The organism is Pseudomonas sp. 8209 (assembly GCF_028682105.1).
Lineage (GTDB): Bacteria > Pseudomonadota > Gammaproteobacteria > Pseudomonadales > Pseudomonadaceae > Aquipseudomonas > Aquipseudomonas palmensis.
In genome coordinates this window covers 1-17728 of record NZ_JANIAH010000006.1, presented here as the reverse complement: position 1 = coordinate 17728, position 17728 = coordinate 1, and the positions used below count along the sequence as shown (strand labels likewise).

The window sequence follows — 17728 nt, the reverse complement described above, 5'->3', positions numbered from 1 at the left end:
GGTATCAGCCCTTCACATTCCCCGGCAGCGCCGGCAGCTTGCTCAGGTGCAACGCCACCAGCAGTGCGATCACCAGAAGGCTGCCGATGAACAGCCCGATGCCGTTCCACCCACCGTAATGCCAGAACACCCCGCCTGCCGTGCCAGCCACGCTCGACCCCGCGTAATAGCTGAACAGATACAGCGAAGAGGCCTGCCCTTTGGCCGTGAGCGCACGCCGGCCGATCCAGCTGCTGGCCACCGAATGCGCGCCAAAGAAGCCGAAGGTGAATACCAGCATGCCGACGATCACCAGCACCAGGGGCGAGAACAGCGTCAGCAGCAACCCACCGAACATCAGCAGGATGCTCATCCAGAACACCTTGCGCCGCCCCAGCTTGTCCGACAGTGCGCCGATCTGCGCCGAGCTGTAGATGCCTGCCAGGTACACCACCGACAGCAGCCCCACCAGCGCCTGACTCATGTGGTACGGCTCGGCGAGCAGCCGGTAGCCGATGTAGTTGAACAGCGTGACGAAGGCGCCCATCAGCAGAAATGCTTCCAGAAACAGCCACGGCAGCCCGGCGTCGCGAAAGTGCTGGGTGAAGCCGTTCAGCAGGCTGCGCGGGTTCATCGAGCGTGCACTGAAGTTGCGCGACTCGGGCAGGATCCTCCAGAACACTGCCGCCGCGACCAGTGCCAGGCCGCCGATCACCAGCATCGCGGTGTGCCAGCTGACGAAGTCGATCAGTACCCCGGTGATCAGGCGCCCGCTCATGCCGCCGATGGCGTTGCCGCCGATGTACAGCCCCATGGCCAGGCCGATGTGCTGCGGATGAATCTCTTCGCTCAGGTAGGTCATGGCCACCGCCGCCAGCCCGCTCAGCGACAGGCCCACCAGGGCACGCATGGCCAGCACGCCGTGCCAGCTGGGCATCAATGCGCTGGCGATGGTGCACAGCGCGGCGCAGAACAGGGCGAACACCATCACCGGCTTGCGCCCGACGCGGTCGGAAATCGGCCCGGTCACCAGCAGCCCGAACGCCAGCAGGCCGGTCGACACCGACAGCACCAGGCTGCTCTGGGCGGCATTGATGGAGAACTCGTGGGACAGCAGCGGCATCATCGGCTGCACGCAGTACAGCAGGGCGAAGGTGGCAAAGCCGCCACAGAACAACGCCAGCACCGTGCGCATGAACGCAGGGGTGCCTTTCTCGATCCAGCTTTCGTTCAGGGGGGCGGCGGTGCTCGCCGGGGTAGGGGGCAGCTCATGGGCAACAGCAGTTTTCACGGGGACCTCGAAAGGGGCACGGCCTCGCAGGCAGTGAAAAAAGCATATAGCTGGCTATTGATCTTTTCCAATATATTGTTCGACCTGTTTAAGAGGTTTTACGACCTATTGGAGTTGCCATGGAACTGCGCCACCTTCGCTACTTCATCGCCGTGGCCGAAGAGCTGCATTTTGGCCGTGCCGCACAGCAACTGGGCATCTCTCAACCGCCGCTGAGCCAGCAGATCCAGGCCCTGGAGCAGGAGCTGGGTGCACGCCTGTTCGAGCGTACCAACCGACGGGTGGCGCTCAGCGAAGCCGGCCGGCTGTTTCTCGACGAGGCGCGCCAGGTGCTGGCGCAGGTCGACAAGGCCGCCGACGTGGCGCGGCGTGCCCAGCTCGGCGAGCTGGGCGAGATGAAGATCGGCTTCACCTCCTCGGCGCCGTTCAACTCCAGCATCCCCAAGGCCATCAATGCGTTTCGCCAGCGCTTCCCGGCGGTGCACCTGAACCTCAAGGAATTGAGCAGCCGCGACGTGGTGGATGCCTTGCTCGACGAGTCCATCGAGGTCGGCCTGATGCGCCCGATGAGCGTGCCCGATGGCGTGGTGATCACCGAACTGTTCCGCGAGCCGCTGGTGGCGGTGCTCAATGCCGCGCACCCGCTGGCCCAGGGCAACGAGCAGGGCCTGCCGCTGGCGGCCCTGGCCCAGGAGCCGTTCGTGTTCTTCCCGCGCAGCTACGGCAGCGGCCTGCACGCGCAGTTGCTCAGCCTGGCGCGCTCGGCCGGCTTCAGCCCGCACTTTGCCCAGGAGGCAGGCGAGGCCATGACCATCATCGGCCTGGTATCGGCGGGGCTTGGGGTGTCGGTGCTGCCGGCGTCGTTCAAGCGCATGCGCATCGACGGGGTGGTGTACCGCACCTTGCTCGACGCCGACGCGGTGACAGCGGTATGGCTGGCGCAGCGACGCGAGGACGTGTCGGCGATGGCCCGGGCGTTCACCGAACTGTTGATCCGCCAGGCCCAGACGCAGGGCTGAAAGGCACTGGCTAAACCGGCGCAACCCTCACATACTCGGTAGTTCCTTTCACATGGAGGTCTGTTCATGCGGCGCGTGGTGTTCAATCAGAAAGGTGGCGTGGGCAAGTCGAGCATTGCCTGCAACCTGGCGGCCGTCAGTGCCAACGAAGGCTATCGAACCCTGTTGATCGACCTGGACGCCCAGGCCAACTCGACCCAGTACCTCACCGGCCTGACCGGCGAGGACATTCCCATGGGCATTGCCGACTTCTTCAAGCAGACCCTGTCCTCGGGGCCCTTCGCCAAGAAGAACAAGGTCGACATCTATGAAACCCCGTTCGACAACCTGCATGTGGTGACCGCCACGGCAGAGCTGGCCGACCTGCAGCCCAAGCTCGAGGCCAAGCACAAGATCAACAAGCTGCGAAAGCTGCTGGACGAGCTGTCCGACGATTACGACCGCATCTACCTGGACACCCCGCCTGCGTTGAACTTCTATGCGGTTTCAGCGTTGATCGCCGCCGATCGCGTATTGATCCCCTTCGACTGCGACAGCTTCTCGCGTCAGGCGCTGTACGGCCTGCTGGCCGAGATCGAAGAGCTCAAGGAAGACCACAACGAGGGCCTGGAAGTCGAGGGCATCGTGGTCAACCAGTTCCAGGCGCGGGCCAGCCTGCCGCAGCAGATGCTCGACGAACTGATTGCCGAAGGCTTGCCGGTGCTGCCGGTGTATCTCAACAGCTCGGTGAAGATGCGCGAGTCCCACCAGGCCAGCCTGCCGCTGATTCACCTGGAACCGCGGCACAAGCTGACCCAGCAGTTCGTCGAACTGCATACGCTGCTGGAAAACGCCTAGACCCCCTGGCTGCGCAGCCATTCCAGCAGTTGCTGGAGTGGGAAGGCGCCGCTCTGGCGCGCCACTTCGCGGCCGTTCTTGAACAGGATCAGGCTGGGGATGGAGCGTATGCCCAGTTGCCCGGCCAGTTGCTGATTGGCTTCGCTGTCGAGCTTGGCCAGGCGGCAGCGTCCGGCCAGTTGGCCGGCGGCCTGTTCGAAGACCGGGCCGAACGCCTTGCAGGGCCCGCACCAGTCGGCCCACACATCGATCAGCAATGGCAGGTCGCCCTTGATCTGGCTGGCGTAGTCGCCCTGTTTCAATTCGAATGGCTTGTGCAACAGCACCTCACCCTTGCAGCGCCCGCACTTGGGTGCGTCCCTCAGGCGTGCGGCGGGGATGCGGTTGAGGCCGTTGCAGTGGGGGCAGGGGATGTGGAGGGGGTCGGTCATGGTGGGAGTCCGGATGCGTCAGGTGATGTTGGGTATCTGGAGGTGATGAGGGTGGATTGCAAGATGCCATAGCCTGCCAGATAAGCCAGCGATGCTGGCGAAGAGGCTGTAATGGTTTAGCATGCGCCTTTCTGAACAGGCCAGGGACAGACCGATGGATTGCCAGCATTCACCGCACATTCGTGTATTCGTCGACAGAAAGAAGAACGGCGAGCCGGTGTTCGAAAGCGTGCCGGTGCGCGAAGTGGGCGAACATACCTATGAACTGCTGTCGTCGCCGGGGCTGGCGCTGAACATGGCGCGCGGCGACATCATCTGCACGGCCATCCCCGATCAGCATGTCGAGGTGGTGCGCAGGGGTGGCAATTTTTGCATCCATGTCTACGCCAACGAGCTGCCCCAGGATGCCGTCGACACGCTGGAAAGCGAGGTGCAGACGTTGCTGGGCGGCACGCTGGATGGTCGCTACAAAGGCAACCTGACGCTGGCAGTGCCGGCGAGCAATGGGTTCGAGGCGATTCGCCCGGTGTTCGACCGGTTTCGGGAGGCGACGGGGGTGCAGTGGTATTACGCCAACATCTACCAGAACCTCGATGACGACGAGGATGAGACGTTGCTGAACTGGTGGGTCTGACGTCTTTTCGCCAGCAAGGCTGGCTCCTACGGACGGCGCTAACCTGTAGGAGCCAGCATTGCTGGCGAATCGGTCAACCCCGGCCCATCAGGATGAACAACTGATCTCCAGATGCTTGCCCCACTCGGGCGGGCGTTCGGCATAGGCCTGCATCCCCGGCTGTTCCTCGTACGGCCGTGTCAGCACCTGGTGCAGGCGTCGCACTTCCTCGTAATCCCCGCCTTCAGCCGCCTCGATGGCACGCTGCGCCAGGTAGTTGCGCAGAATGTACAGCGGGTTCACCGCGTGCATCCGCGCGCGCCGGCCTTCGGCATTGCCCGGCTCCTGGTCCAGGCGCGCCAGGTACTCCACTGCCCAGGCATCGAACCCGGCCAGGTCGACGAAATCGTCGCGCACCACCCGCACGGCCTGCGCCGCCGGCTGATCACCCAGCTTGCGGAAGAACAGCGTGTAGTCCACAGCGCCCTTGTTCATCAGCCCCAGCAAGCGCTCGACCAGCGCCGAATCGTCATCGCGCGCCTCGGTAAGCCCCAGGCGTCGACGCATCAGGTCCAGGTAATGGGCCTGGTACAACGGCAGGAACAGCCCCAGCGTTTCCTTCAGCGCCTCGACGCTGATGAACGGCGTCAGCGCCTGGGCCAGCGCGCTCAGGTTCCAGTGTGCGATCGGCACCTGGTTGCTGAAGCTGTAGCGTCCCTGGTCGTCGGAATGGTTGCAGATGAAGCCGGCATCGAAGTCGTCGAGGAAGGCAAACGGCCCGAAGTCAAAGGTGATGCCCAGGATCGACATGTTGTCGGTGTTCATCACCCCGTGGCAGAAGCCATAGGCCTGCCAGCGCGCAATCAGCTCGGCATTGCGTTCGACGATGGTACGGAACATCGCCAGGTACGGCTCGGGCTGCTCGCGGCACTCGGCAAAGTGCAGGTTGAGCACGTGCTCGGTCAGCTCGCGCTGCTGCTCGGGTTGGCGGGTGTAGTAGAAGTATTCGAAGTGGCCAAAGCGCACATGGCTGGGCGCCAGACGAAGCACCATCGCCGCGCGCTCCTGGGTTTCGCGCCACACCGGCGTGCTCGAGCCGATCACGCACAGCGCGCGGCTGCTGGGGATGCCCAGCGCGTGCAGGGCCTCGGAGGCGAGGAACTCGCGGATCGACGAGCGCAGCACCGCACGGCCATCGCCCATGCGTGAATACGGCGTCTGCCCGGCACCCTTGAGGTGCAGGTCCCAGTGCTCGCCGGCATCGTTGTACACCTCGCCCAGCAACAGCCCGCGACCGTCACCCAGGCGCGGATTGTACGAACCGAACTGATGCCCCGAATACACCATCGCCCGCGGCTCGGCCTCGGCCCACAGCTTGTGTCCGCTGAACAGCTCGGCGAACACCGGGGAATGCGCCTCGGTAGGGTCCAGGTCGAGCAGTGCCATGGCCGCGTCGCTGGCCACGACCAGGCGCGGCTCGGTAATCGGTTCGGGCAGCACGTGGGTGGAGAACGCATCGCCCAGGCGGGCGAAGCGGTTGTCGAAGGTCAGTTCGTCGAGGGATTTCAACGGCCATCTCCTGGCGCATCGGTGGGGGGCTCGGGCAGCACGGTCTTGTTCGGCGCTTCGACCGGTACCATCTTGTACTCCTGGCCCTGCATGTTCTTCAGGTACACCTCCATCTGGCGGAACGAGATGTTGATGTGCTGCCGCTTGAATTCCTTGTTGATGTAGCGGTTGATCTCGTCGAGTACCGGGTTGCGGTCGCCCAGGTCACGCACGTGCATGCGCAGTTCGTGGTCCAGGGTACTCTCGCCGAAGTTCAGGAAGTACACGATCGGTGCCGGCTCCTTGAGCACCCGCGGGTTCTCGTTGGCTGCCTGCAGCAGCAGGGTGCGTACCAGGTCCAGGTCCGAGCCGTAGTCCACGCCCAGCTTGAGGGTGACGCGGGTGATGGTGTCGGTCAGCGACCAGTTGATCAACTGGCCGGTGATGAAGGTCTTGTTGGGGACGATGATGTCCTTGCGGTCGAAGTCGGTGATGGTGGTGGCGCGGATGCGGATCTTGCTCACCGTGCCCGACAGGTTGCCGATGGTGATGGTGTCGCCGATGCGCACCGGGCGCTCGAACAGGATCATGATGCCGGAGATGAAGTTGGCGAAGATCTCCTGCATGCCGAAGCCCAGGCCCACCGACAGCGCCGCCACCAGCCATTGCAGCTTGTCCCAGCTGACGCCGAGGGTCGACAGCGTGGTGACGAAGCCCACCCCGGCAATCACGTACGACAGCAACGTGGTGGTCGCATACGCGCTGCCCTGGGCCAGGTTCAGGCGTGACAGCACCAGCACCTCGAGCAGCCCCGGCAGGTTGCCGGCCAGGGCGAAGGTGATGCCGATGATCACCAGTGCCCCGAGCAGGTCGCCCAGGCTGATCGGCACCATGCTCATGGCCGCGCCGGTGCCGCTGGTGTACTCGTACAGGGTGATGTTGTCGAGGTAGGCGAACACGCTGATCAGGTCGGCCCACACCCAGTACAGCGCGGCGATGAAGCCGCCCAGCAGGGCCAGACGGATCAGGCGCAGCGACTGCTGGTTGACCTGCTCGATGTCCAGGGTCGGCTCCTCGACGATCACCTCGCCATCGAGCCCTTCCTTGGTGGCCTGGCGCTTGCTCAGTGCGCGCTGGTAGGCCAGGCGCCGGGCGGCCACGGCCAGGCCGCGCACGAAGGCTGCCTCGATCACCAGCCAGAACATCAGCAGGTACAGGGTGTCGATCAGGCGGTCGGTGAGCTTGAGTGCGGTGTAGTAGTAGCCAAAGCACACGGCAATGAACAGCGCCACCGGAAGCGCCGTGAACGCCACGCCCACGGCCTTGCGAAACAGCGAGGTATTGCGGTGCGCGGGGCTGCTCAGCAGCAGGCGGCTGAGCAGCCAGGCCATCAGTGCGTAACAGGTCAGTACCACACCGATGCCGAGCACGTCGTCGGCCAGCGCCGAGGGCTGGTGCTCGGCCACCGCCACCACGCCGACCAGCGCCAGTACCACGCTGCCCAGGCGGCGGATCCAGCCGCGCAGGAACTCGACCTGGGCCTTCTCCCAGCGAAAGTGCAGCTCGGCCACGCCGCCGGGCGCCAGAATCCGGTAGGCGGTGTAGAACACCAGCCAGGCCTGGGCGATCTGCCACAGCGCGGCGCCCAGGTTGGCGTTCTGGCCGCGGGCGTCGATCTGCAGCGCATAGCCGCACAGCGCCAGGCCCAGGCTCAGCGGCATCGCCAGCAGGATATTGATCAGAATGGCCTGGGGCGTGTGCCACTGGCTGTCACGCTTGAAGTGGCCCACATCCTGGTGAACCTTGTTCAGCCGCGCATACAGGTACTTGCGCCGCCACAGCAGGGCGCCGATCAGCAACAGCAGCGGCAGGAACAGCAGCGGGCGCTGCGTCAGGCCGTCGGCCAGTTCGTTGATGCCCGACCCCCACGGCAGGCTCACCACCTGCTTTTGCAGGCGTTCGGGCACGCTGCGCAGCCACTCGAAGTCCAGCGGCTTGTTGCTGGGGATCCAGAACATCTGTTCGTCGAGGGTGCCGCGCAGGTTCTGTGCGGTGCTCAGCAGCTGCTTCTGGTTCAGTTGCAGGGTGATGGATTCGTTGAGCAGGGCGCTCAGCTCGCGGTTGAGCCGCTCCAGCAAATCGCTGCGGGTGATTGCCACCTCCAGCAGGGCCTTGCGCAACTGTGGGGTGACGCTGTCGGGCGGCTGGGTGGCCAGCAGCTTGTCGACGTAGCTGCTGGGGCTGCTGATCTGCTCGCGCTGCTGGTTGACCTCGAACTGGTACAGGCGAATGTCGGCAATCTGGTCGGCCAGGTCGCGATCGACCTTCAGGTGCGGCAGGGCCTGCTTCTGCTTGTAGAGGATCTTGGACAGCAACAGGCTGCCCTTGAGCACGCTGATCTGTTCGTCCAGTGCCTGGTCGGCCTGGGTCAGGCTGTCGAGCTGCTGCTTGGTCTGCAGGTTCTGCTGGGTCAGCTCGTTGAGGCGGTCGGTGCTGCGCAGCAGGTAGTCGGACAGCTTTAGGTTGGTGGCGCTTTCGGTGGCCAGCACGCTGCTGCCGCCGGCCTTCTGTGCCTCGATGGACTGTTCGGTGACGGTCTGCTGCGACTGCGCCAGGCGCTTCTGGTTGATCAGCGTCTGCAGGTCCTGGATCTCCTGCTCAAGGCGCGCGGCGCGCTCGATCAGCAGGTCGTGCTGGCTGTTGCCCAGGTCTTGCAGCAGGCTGTTGCCGGCCAGTTCCTGGCGGCGCAGCAGGGTCAGCGCGTTGAGCGAGGCGAGTTCGGCATTGAGCTGGTTGCGCTGGTCGGCCGAGAGGCTCTTGCCGTTGTCCTTGCCCAGCTTGAGGATGCTGTTGATCTGCTGGGTGCGGGTCTGGTTGCTGCTGATCTCGGCCTGGGCGCGCTCGGGGCGGGTCTGGGAGTTGATGATCAGGCTGTTGGCTTCGGACAGCGCTTTCTGCAGCTCGCCCTGCTGGGTGGTGCGCTCGGACAGCAACTGCTCCAGCTGCGGCACGCCCATGCTGGCGTAGCGCTGCGCCACGGGCAGGGTCTTGGTGTCCTTGAGCCGGGTCAGCTCGCGCTGGTTTTCGCTGGTCTGGCGCGGGGCGTCGGCCAGTTGCTGCTTGAGCGCGGCCAGGCGCTTGTCGTAGTCGTCGCGCGAGGCCAGCAGGCCAAGGGTCTGCTCCAGCACTTGCTGCAGGGCCTTCTGGTCGGCCTCCGGCAGCTTGCGCTCGGCGATCTTGTCCAGGCTGTGCTGGACGCTTGCCGTGGTGGGGGGTTCCGCCGCCTGGGCGAAGGAGAGGGACAGGCACAGCCCGAGCAGGGCTGCGCTAACAACAGTGCGCAGGGACATAGGCAGACGTCGTAGAACCGGGCAGAGAATCGAAGTTTAAAGGAACAACCCGGGGCCGGGTCGAGAACCTTCGGGGAATTTGATACCCACTTTGAGGATCTTGTTCCCTTCCATCAGCGCAACGGTCCACAGGGTGTTGTTCCATTCGATCTGGTCGCCCACCACCGGTGCGCCGCCGACCTTCTGCTCGATGAAGTGCGCCAGCGGCTGGTGCGGGTCCTGGCCGTCGAGCTGCAAACCGTACAACGCCGCTACAGCCCCCAGTTCTGCGTCACCTTCGAGCACGAAGTCGCCGAAGAAACGCAGGTCCAGGCCGCGTTGCGGCGCCTGGCTGAACAGCTTGCCCAGCGCCGGCAGGTTGTGTTCGTGGCCGATCACGCACAGCAGGTCGCCGACTTCGAGGGTGGTACTTCCCGACGGATGGAGCAGTTGCTGACCGCGAAACAGGGCAGCGATACGCGTGCCTTCGGGCATTTTCAGCTCGCGCAGGGCGGCACCGATGCACCACTTCTCCGCACCCAGGCGATACACGAACAGCTCCCACTCGCTGGTGATGTGCACTTCCAGGGCCGAGCGCGAGATCGGCGCCGGGTCGGGCGGCACGGTCACCTTGAGCAGGCGCGCCACCCACGGCAGGCTGGTGCCCTGCACCAGCAGCGACACCAGTACGATGAAGAAGGCCAGGTTGAAGTACAGCTGGGCATGCGGCAGCCCGGCCATCAGCGGGAACACCGCAAGGATGATCGGCACCGCGCCGCGCAGGCCGACCCACGAGATGAACACCTTTTCGCGGCCATGGAAGGCCTTGAATGGCAGCAGGCCGATCATCACCGACAGCGGCCGCGCGAACAGGATCATCCACAGCGCCAGGCCCAGGGCCGGCAGCGCGATGGGTAGCAGGTCGTGGGGCGTGACCAGCAGGCCCAGCACCAGGAACATGCCGATCTGGGCCAGCCAGGCCATGCCGTCGAGCATGTGCAGGATGCCGTGGCGGCTGCGGATCGGCCGGTTGCCCAGCACCAGGCCGCACAGGTACACGGCCAGGAAGCCGCTGCCGTGCAGGGCGTTGGTGAGCGCGAACACCACCAGGCCGCCGCTGATCACCAGGATCGGGTACAGGCCGCCGGCCAGGTTCATGCGGTTGACCAGCTGCAGCATCAGCCAGCCGCCGCCCAGGCCCAGCAGGCTGCCGATGCCGAATTCGCGCACCAGGTGGCCGAGCAGGCCCCAGTGCAGGCCGTTCTGGCCGCTGGCGATCATCTCGATCAGGGTCACGGTGAGGAACACCGCCATCGGGTCGTTGCTGCCCGACTCGATTTCCAGGGTGGCCGTCACCCGCTCGTTGAGGCCCTTGCCGCCCAGCAGCGAGAACACCGCGGCGGCGTCGGTGGAGCCGACGATGGCGCCGATCAGCAGGCCCTGCATCAGGCTCAGGTCGAACAGCCAGGCGGCGGCCAGGCCGGTGAGGCCGGTGGTGATCATCACCCCCACCGTGGCCAGCGACAGCGCCGGCCACAGGGCCACGCGGAAACTCGAGACGCGGGTGCGCAGGCCGCCGTCGAGCAGGATCACGGCCAGTGCCAGGTTGCCCACCAGGTAGGCGGTCGGGTAGTTGTTGAAGATGATGCCGCCGCCGTCGACGCCGGCAACCATGCCCACTGCCAGGATGATCACCAGGATCGGGATGCCCAGGCGCGAGGAGAGTGAACTGACCAGGATACTTGCACCTACCAGCAATGCGCCGATCAAGAACAGGCTATTGATGGTGGACGCATCCAAAGGCAGTACTCCAGGGGGGATTGCAGAAAGAGGCGTGACTTGCTTTTTGCCTGACTTCAGCTAGCAGGTCGCGTGCCAAGGATTCTAACCTGTGAGGTTGGCGGGCTGTAAAGCGATTATCGCGGGCACAAAAAAAGCACCGCAGGGGTGCTTGATTCGTGCTGTTGATGCAGGCGTCTTCGCCGGCAAGGCCGGCTCCTACAGGGTATGCGGTGCCTGTAGGAGCCGGCCTTGCCGGCGAAGGGGCAGCAGGGTCTTAAGCCTGCGGCACCTCACGCATCGGCTTGCCCTTCACCGGTGCACCATTGGCCACATAGTACTTGGCCGTGCTGCGCGGCAATGGCTGGCGGCCACGGATCTTGTCGGCGATCTTCTCGGCCATCATGATCGTCGGCGCGTTCAGGTTGCCGGTGGTGATGATCGGCATGATCGAGGCATCCACCACGCGCAGGCCCTGCATGCCATGCACGCGGCCCTGGCCGTCGACCACCGCCATCTCGTCGATGCCCATCTTGCACGAGCACGATGGGTGGAACGCGGTCTCGGCGTGCTCGCGGATGAATGTGTCCAGCTGCTCGTCGGTCTGCACGTCGGCACCGGGGCTGATCTCGCGGCCACGGTAGGCGTCCAGCGCCGGCTGCGCCATGATCTCGCGGGTCAGGCGGATACCGTCACGGAACTCCTGCCAGTCCTGCTCGGTGGCCATGTAGTTGAACAGGATGCTCGGGTGCTGGCGCGGGTCCTTGGACTTGAGCTGGATACGCCCGCGGCTAGGCGAACGCATCGAGCCCATGTGCGCCTGGAAGCCGTGTTCCTGCACGCCGTTGCTGCCGTTGTAATTGATCGCCACCGGCAGGAAGTGGTACTGGATGTTAGGCCATTCGAATTCCGGGCGCGAGCGGATGAAGCCGCCGGCCTCGAACTGGTTGCTGGCGCCGATGCCGGTGCCCGCGAACAGCCACTGTGCACCGATGGCCGGCTGGTTGTACCAGAGCAGCGACGGATACAGCGACACCGGCTGGGTGCAGGCGTACTGCAGGTACAGTTCGAGGTGATCCTGCAGGTTCTCGCCCACGCCCGGCAGGTCGTGCACCACAGGGATGTTCAGGCTTTCGAGCAGGGCCGCCGGGCCCACGCCGGAGCGCTGCAGCAACTGTGGCGAGGCGATGGCGCCGCTGCACACGATGACTTCCTTGCGGGCACGGGCTTCGACGCGCTCTTCGCTGGCGCCCACCAGGTAGGTCACGCCCACGGCGCGCTTGCCTTCGAACAGCACGCGGTCGCTCAGGGCATGGGTGACGATGGTCAGCGTCGAGCGTTTCTTGGCGGTGTCCAGGTAGCCGCGGGCGGTGCTGGCGCGACGGCCCTTGGGCGTCACGGTACGGTCCATCGGGCCGAAACCTTCCTGCTGGTAGCCGTTCAGGTCTTCGGTGCGCGGGTAACCGGCCTGCACGCCGGCTTCGACCATGGCGTGGAACAGTGGGTTGTTGCCGGCTTTTGGCGTGGTGACGCTCACCGGGCCTTCGCCGCCATGGTAGTCGTTGGGGCCGATGTCACGGGTTTCGGCCTTGCGGAAATACGGCAGGCAGTCCAGGTAAGACCAGTCTTCCAGGCCTGGCAGCTTGGCCCAGCCGTCGTAGTCCATGGCGTTGCCGCGGATGTAGCACATGCCGTTGATCAGCGAGGAGCCGCCCAGGCCCTTGCCGCGGCCACATTCCATGCGGCGGCCGTCCATGTGCGGCTCCGGGTCGGTCTCGTAGGCCCAGTTGTAGCGTCGGCCCTGCAACGGGAAGGCCAGTGCGGCCGGCATCTGGGTGCGGAAGTCGAAGCGGTAGTCCGGGCCGCCGGCTTCCAGCAGCAATACGGTGACGCCTTCGTCTTCGGTCAGGCGGGTCGCCAGGGTGTTACCGGCCGAGCCGGCCCCGACGATGATGTAGTCAAAAACGTGGGACATGTTGCGTACCCTCATAGGCAGTGAGCAGGGGAGCGGGGGAGGCGCCCGGACCTGGCGGCCCGGGCGCGGCTACACGGGTGCTTAGAACACCGAGGCGTAGTTGCCCAGCTCGACCTGTACCGACTTGATCCGCGTGTACTGGGCCAGCGAGCTGACACCGTTTTCACGGCCGACACCGGATTGCTTGTAGCCACCGACCGGCATCTCGGCCGGCGATTCGCCCCAGGCGTTGATCCAGCAGATGCCCGCTTCCAGCTGATGGATGATGCGGTGCGCGCGGCTGATGTCGTTGGTGCAGACACCGGCGGCCAGACCGTAGTCGGTGTCGTTGGCGCGACGGATGACTTCTTCTTCGGTCTCGTAGGAGAGGATGCTCATCACCGGGCCGAAGATCTCTTCCTTGACGATGGTCATGTCGTCACGGCAGTCGGTGAAGACGGTCGGGGCCACGAAGGCGCCCTTGGCGAACTCGCCGTCGGTCAGGCGCTCGCCGCCACACAGTACGCGGGCACCTTCTTGCTTGCCCTTGGCGATGTAGCCCAGCACGCTTTCCATGTGGGCGAAGCTGACCAGCGGGCCGAAGTTGGTGTTCTCGTCCTGCGGGTTGCCGATGCGGATGCGCGCCACGCGCTCGGCGATCTTGGCTTCGAAGGCGGCTTTGAGCGAGGCCGGGATGAACACGCGGGTGCCGTTGGTGCACACCTGGCCCGAGCTGTAGAAGTTGGCCATCATCGCGATGTCGGCGGCGCGGTCCAGGTCGGCGTCTTCACAGATGATCAGCGGCGACTTGCCGCCCAGCTCCATGGTGACTTCCTTGAGCGAGGAGCTCGAGGCGCTGGCCATGACCTTCTTGCCGGTGGCGGTGCCGCCGGTGAACGAGACCTTCTCGATGCGCGGGTGTTCGGTGAGGTAGGTGCCGACGTCGCGGCCGCTGCCGGTCAGTACGTTGAACACGCCGTCCGGCAGGCCGGCTTCGGTGTAGATCTCGGCCAGTTTCAGGGTGGTCAGCGAAGTGACTTCCGAGGGCTTGAAGATCATCGCGTTGCCGGCGGCCAGGGCCGGGGCGGATTTCCACAGGGCGATCTGGATCGGGTAGTTCCAGGCGCCGATACCCACGGTCACGCCCAGCGGCTCGCGACGGGTGTACACGAACGAGCTGTCGCGCAGCGGGATCTGCTCGCCTTCGATGGCCGGCACCAGGCCTGCGTAGTATTCGAGCACGTCGGCACCGGTGACGATGTCGACGTAGCGGGTTTCGGAGTAGGACTTGCCGGTGTCCAGGGTTTCCAGTGCAGCCAGCTCGTCGTTGCGCTCGCGCAGGATGTCGACGGCGCGGCGCAGGATGCGCGAACGCTGCATGGCGGTCATGGCCGCCCAGACTTTCTGGCCGCGCTCGGCGCTTTCCACTGCGCGCTCCACGTCGGCCTGGTTGGCACGTTGCACCTGGGCGAGGACTTCGCCGTTGGCCGGGTTGATGGCGTCGAAGGTGGCGCCGCTGGAAGCGTCGACATAACCACCGTCAATGTAGAGTTTTTGCGTTTCGAAACGGGCCATAGTGTCCTCGCAAGTGCAGTGTGTGTCGGCTATCCGCGCTGTGCTCCTGCTTGTTTGGCACTCGCGACGCGCAGTGGTTCAGAGGCCGGGTCCTGTAGAGCCGGGCTGCTCTGTTTAGCCAGTTGTGAATCCATGTATTCGTAAGCGATCTGCTGCGCCTGGTCGGTATCGAAGGCATCTCCCGACAGCGCGCCGCGCAGCCACAGCCCGTCGATCAGGGCAGCCAGCCCGCGGGCCGCGCTGCGGGCTTCGGGCAGCGGCAACACACGGCGGAACTGGCAGCACAGGTTGGAATACAAGCGGTGATCGTTGATCCGCTGCAACCGGTGCAAAGACGGCTGGTGCATGCTGGCGGCCCAGAAGGCCAACCAGGTTTTCATTGCCGGGCCGTTGACCTGACTGGCGTCGAAGTTGCCCTCGACGATCACCTTCAGGTGGGCGCGCGGGGTGTCCTCCGTGAGCGCCTGGCGACGTGCCGCGACGTTGTCGATCAGCACGTTCATCAAGTACCGCATGGTCGCTGCGATCAGGCCGTTCTTGTCCTGGAAGTAGTGACTGATGATGCCGTTCGACACACCGGCCAAACGGGCGATCAGCGCAATGCTGGCGTCCCCCATGCCGACCTGGTCTACCGCCATCAACGTGGCTTCGATCAACTGCTGGCGGCGAATGGGTTGCATACCGACCTTGGGCATCTGGCAAATCTCCTCAGGCCTTCGGGCAGACGACAGGCGGCTGACTCGGCGAAGACCAGTCTATTTTGTTTTGATTGAACGTTCAATCAACAAAGAATAAGCTCTGCGACAATTCGCGCCATTGACAGGTTTTTGTGGCCCGTCACTGACGCCGATTGGCACCCTAAAAAGACGTGTAACCCCCGTAATGCAAGGCGTGCACGGGTTTAAACGAAACGTTGATCAGAATTGCCCAGCGGTGTCGCACCGTTCGGCGGGCCCTCGGATCGGGACCCTTTTTCTGTTTTTTTCAACGCAATCGGTTTGGGATCACGGTTTTTCAAGGTGCTTTTATAACACCTGACGCAGTGGGGCTATTGCACCAATTGCGCGGGTGACGGGTCGTTTCGTGTTTTCTCTCGCACTGCCTGGAGCATCTGTGCAATGAGTTCTGCCTCCCTGATAAAGACCCCTGCCGAGAGGGTCCGGGTCAACAGCGTGGTGTTCTACACCACCGCGCTGCTGATCCTGTTGTTGACTGCCTTGCTGATCGCCGCCCCGGACACGGCCGGTCAAATTCTCGGCCAGGCCCAAGCCTGGCTGTCGCGCAGCTTCGGCTGGTACTACATGCTGGTGATCGGCGGCTACCTGCTGTTCGTCATCGGGCTGGCGTTTTCCTCCTACGGCAAGCTCAAGCTTGGCGGCAAGGACGACAAGCCCGACTTCAGCTACGGTGCCTGGGCCGGCATGCTGTTCTCCTCCGGTATCGGTATCTCGCTGCTGTACTTTGGCGCGTCCGAACCGCTGGACCACTACTTCAACCCGCCTGCCGGTGCGCCGGCCAGCCTGGAGGCCGCACGCCAGGGCATGCAGCTGACCTTCCTGCACTGGGGCCTGCACGGCTGGGCGATCTATGCGCTGGTGGGCCTGGCCGTGGCCTACTTCGCCTACCGCCACAACCAGCCACTGGCCTTGCGTTCGGCGCTGTACCCGCTGGTGGGTGAGCGCTGGGTCAAGGGGGCTGCCGGGCACACCGTGGACATCTTCGGCATGTTCGTGACCCTGCTGGGCCTGGTGACCAACCTGGGCATCGGTGCGATGCAGGTGTCCTCGGGCCTGGAGTACCTGTTCGGCATGCAGCACAGCAACACCAACCTGCTGATGGTGATCCTGGTGATGAGCACCGTGGCCACGATCGCGGCGGTGTCCGGCGTGGAGAACGGCATTCGCCGCCTGTCCAACCTGAACATCCTGCTGTTCAGCGGCCTGCTGCTGTTCGTGCTGCTGTTCGGCGACACCCTGCACCTGCTCAACGGTTTCGTGCAGAACATCGGCGACTACCTCAACGGCGTGATCCTCAAGACTTTTGACCTGTACGTGTACGAAGGCAACAACGCCAGGTCCGAAGGCTGGCTGGGCCTGTGGACCCTGTTCTACTGGGCCTGGTGGATTTCCTGGGCCCCGTTCGTGGGCATGTTCATCGCGCGTATCTCCCGTGGCCGCACCGTGCGCGAGCTGGTGGCCGGCGTGCTGCTGATTCCGTTGGGCTTTACCCTGGCGTGGCTGTCGATCTTCGGCAACACCGCGCTGGACCTGGTGATCAACCACGGTGCGGTGGAGCTTGGACGCACGGCGGTGGAACAACCGGCGATGTCGATCTACCAGCTGCTGGAGCACTTCCCGGCGGCCAAGATCGTGGTTGGTGTGGCGGTGTTCGTCGGCTTCGTGCTGTTCCTCACCCCGGCTGACTCGGGCGCGGTGATGATGGCCAACCTGTCGTGCAAGGGCGGCGACGTGGACGAGGATGCCCCGCACTGGCTGCGTATCCTGTGGTCGGCGATCATCACCCTGGTGACCATCGGGCTGTTGCTGGTGGGCAACTTCCAGGCCATGCAGACCATGGTGGTATTGGCCGGGCTGCCGTTCTCGGTGGTGCTGGTGGTGTTCATGTTCGGCCTGTTCAAGGCCATGAAGCAGGACACCCAGGTCGAGCAGGAGCAGGCCGAACTGGCGGCGCGTGGCCGTCGCGGCTTCAGCGAGCGCCTCACCCAGCTGGACCTGCAGCCGACCCAGGCGATGGTGCAGCGCTTCATGGACAAGCAGGTGAGCCCGGCGCTGAAAGAGGCGGCGGTGCAGTTGCAGGGCATGGGCCTGCAGGTGCAGAGCCGCGTCGGCCAGTCGCGCGAGGCGATGGGCTTGCGCATCGAGATGGAGGAGGGCAACCCGTTCGTCTACGAAGTGAGCCTGGACGGCTACCTGGCGGCGCCGAACGAAGCGCCGGCGCAGGGTGAAGGCGACGTGCGCCAGCGTTACTACCGGGCCGAGGTGTACTTGCACAACGGCAGCCAGGAGTACGACCTGATGGGCTTTACCGTCGAGCAGATCACCCGCGACGTGCTGGATCAGTTCGAGAGTCATCGCCAGTTGCTGGGGCGTGTGTACAGCTGATGGCAGATAGCTGAATGAAGAAGGGCCCTGCCGGTGACGGCAGGGCCTTTTTTTTGCTGGCGATGCGTTGGCGTTCTACAGCGCTGACGAACGATAAATAAATTAAAAGGTTTGCTGGCTGGCGACCAGGGAAAGCACGAAAAAGTCGATTCTCGACTTTTAACAACTGCGCAACTTCTTGCGCACTCAAATGTGGATAACCCTGTGCATACATTGCTGCGGGCCATAATAAACGTGGTCTGCAGCCAATC

12 protein-coding genes are annotated in these 17728 nt (G+C 64.4%); 4 read left to right on the top strand and 8 right to left on the bottom strand.

Annotated elements, in window-relative coordinates; genetic code table 11:
* Positions 1-4 precede the first annotated feature (4 nt).
* A complete protein-coding gene (locus tag NP552_RS14050; RefSeq protein WP_443201037.1) occupies positions 5-1246 on the bottom strand; it encodes an MFS transporter in 1242 nt (413 codons plus the stop codon).
* A gap of 143 nt (positions 1247-1389) precedes the next feature.
* On the opposite strand from NP552_RS14050, the gene NP552_RS14045 reads away from it, so the two are divergent.
* Both NP552_RS14045 and NP552_RS14040 read left to right on the top strand, forming a co-directional pair.
* Positions 1390-2289 (top strand): LysR family transcriptional regulator, encoded by a 900-nt coding sequence (locus NP552_RS14045; protein WP_274096839.1) that lies wholly within the window; start codon positions 1390-1392, stop codon positions 2287-2289.
* Between the two features lie 66 nt (positions 2290-2355).
* The gene (locus NP552_RS14040) at positions 2356-3126 is read left to right on the top strand and encodes a ParA family protein (protein WP_043859929.1); all 771 of its coding nucleotides are present in this window, start codon (positions 2356-2358) and stop codon (positions 3124-3126) included.
* Here NP552_RS14040 and trxC read toward each other — a convergent pair.
* Positions 3123-3557, bottom strand: coding sequence for a thioredoxin TrxC (trxC, locus tag NP552_RS14035; protein ID WP_054915555.1), 435 nt, complete (start codon positions 3555-3557; stop codon positions 3123-3125). The genes NP552_RS14040 and trxC overlap by 4 nt on opposite strands.
* A gap of 154 nt (positions 3558-3711) precedes the next feature.
* On the opposite strand from trxC, the gene NP552_RS14030 reads away from it, so the two are divergent.
* The gene (locus NP552_RS14030) at positions 3712-4191 is read left to right on the top strand and encodes a DUF4265 domain-containing protein (protein ID WP_078481684.1); all 480 of its coding nucleotides are present in this window, start codon (positions 3712-3714) and stop codon (positions 4189-4191) included.
* Positions 4192-4278: 87 nt separating this feature from the next.
* Here NP552_RS14030 and selO read toward each other — a convergent pair whose 3' ends face one another.
* From selO to betI, 6 genes are all read right to left on the bottom strand, one after another.
* A complete protein-coding gene (selO, locus tag NP552_RS14025) occupies positions 4279-5739 on the bottom strand; it encodes a protein adenylyltransferase SelO (protein ID WP_274096838.1) in 1461 nt (486 codons plus the stop codon).
* The gene (mscK, locus tag NP552_RS14020) at positions 5736-9068 is read right to left on the bottom strand and encodes a mechanosensitive channel MscK (protein ID WP_123753431.1); all 3333 of its coding nucleotides are present in this window, start codon (positions 9066-9068) and stop codon (positions 5736-5738) included. Before mscK ends, selO begins: the two co-directional genes overlap by 4 nt.
* Before the next feature lie 36 nt (positions 9069-9104).
* The gene (locus tag NP552_RS14015) at positions 9105-10847 is read right to left on the bottom strand and encodes a potassium/proton antiporter (RefSeq protein WP_043860372.1); all 1743 of its coding nucleotides are present in this window, start codon (positions 10845-10847) and stop codon (positions 9105-9107) included.
* Positions 10848-11103: 256 nt separating this feature from the next.
* The gene (betA, locus tag NP552_RS14010) at positions 11104-12801 is read right to left on the bottom strand and encodes a choline dehydrogenase (RefSeq protein WP_043860371.1); all 1698 of its coding nucleotides are present in this window, start codon (positions 12799-12801) and stop codon (positions 11104-11106) included.
* Between the two features lie 81 nt (positions 12802-12882).
* Positions 12883-14355, bottom strand: coding sequence for a betaine-aldehyde dehydrogenase (betB, locus tag NP552_RS14005; RefSeq protein ID WP_043860370.1), 1473 nt, complete (start codon positions 14353-14355; stop codon positions 12883-12885).
* 29 nt (positions 14356-14384) lie between these two features.
* Positions 14385-15050 (bottom strand): transcriptional regulator BetI, encoded by a 666-nt coding sequence (gene betI / locus NP552_RS14000; protein WP_043860369.1) that lies wholly within the window; start codon positions 15048-15050, stop codon positions 14385-14387.
* A gap of 423 nt (positions 15051-15473) precedes the next feature.
* Between betI and betT the strand changes: the two genes are divergently transcribed.
* Positions 15474-17477 (top strand): choline BCCT transporter BetT, encoded by a 2004-nt coding sequence (betT, locus tag NP552_RS13995; protein ID WP_043860368.1) that lies wholly within the window; start codon positions 15474-15476, stop codon positions 17475-17477.
* Positions 17478-17728 lie beyond the last annotated feature (251 nt).

Bases quoted from the DNA above. Each gene is read 5' to 3' on its own strand.
- NP552_RS14045 (WP_274096839.1), top strand. From the start codon at position 1,390: ATGGAACTGCGCCACCTTCGCTACTTCATCGCCGTGGCCGAAGAGCTG.
- betT (WP_043860368.1), top strand. From the start codon at position 15,474: ATGAGTTCTGCCTCCCTGATAAAGACCCCTGCCGAGAGGGTCCGGGTC.
- NP552_RS14030 (WP_078481684.1), top strand. From the start codon at position 3,712: ATGGATTGCCAGCATTCACCGCACATTCGTGTATTCGTCGACAGAAAG.
- mscK (WP_123753431.1), bottom strand. From the start codon at position 9,068: ATGTCCCTGCGCACTGTTGTTAGCGCAGCCCTGCTCGGGCTGTGCCTG.
- betA (WP_043860371.1), bottom strand. From the start codon at position 12,801: ATGTCCCACGTTTTTGACTACATCATCGTCGGGGCCGGCTCGGCCGGT.
- trxC (WP_054915555.1), bottom strand. From the start codon at position 3,557: ATGACCGACCCCCTCCACATCCCCTGCCCCCACTGCAACGGCCTCAAC.
- betB (WP_043860370.1), bottom strand. From the start codon at position 14,355: ATGGCCCGTTTCGAAACGCAAAAACTCTACATTGACGGTGGTTATGTC.
- NP552_RS14040 (WP_043859929.1), top strand. From the start codon at position 2,356: ATGCGGCGCGTGGTGTTCAATCAGAAAGGTGGCGTGGGCAAGTCGAGC.
- betI (WP_043860369.1), bottom strand. From the start codon at position 15,050: ATGCCCAAGGTCGGTATGCAACCCATTCGCCGCCAGCAGTTGATCGAA.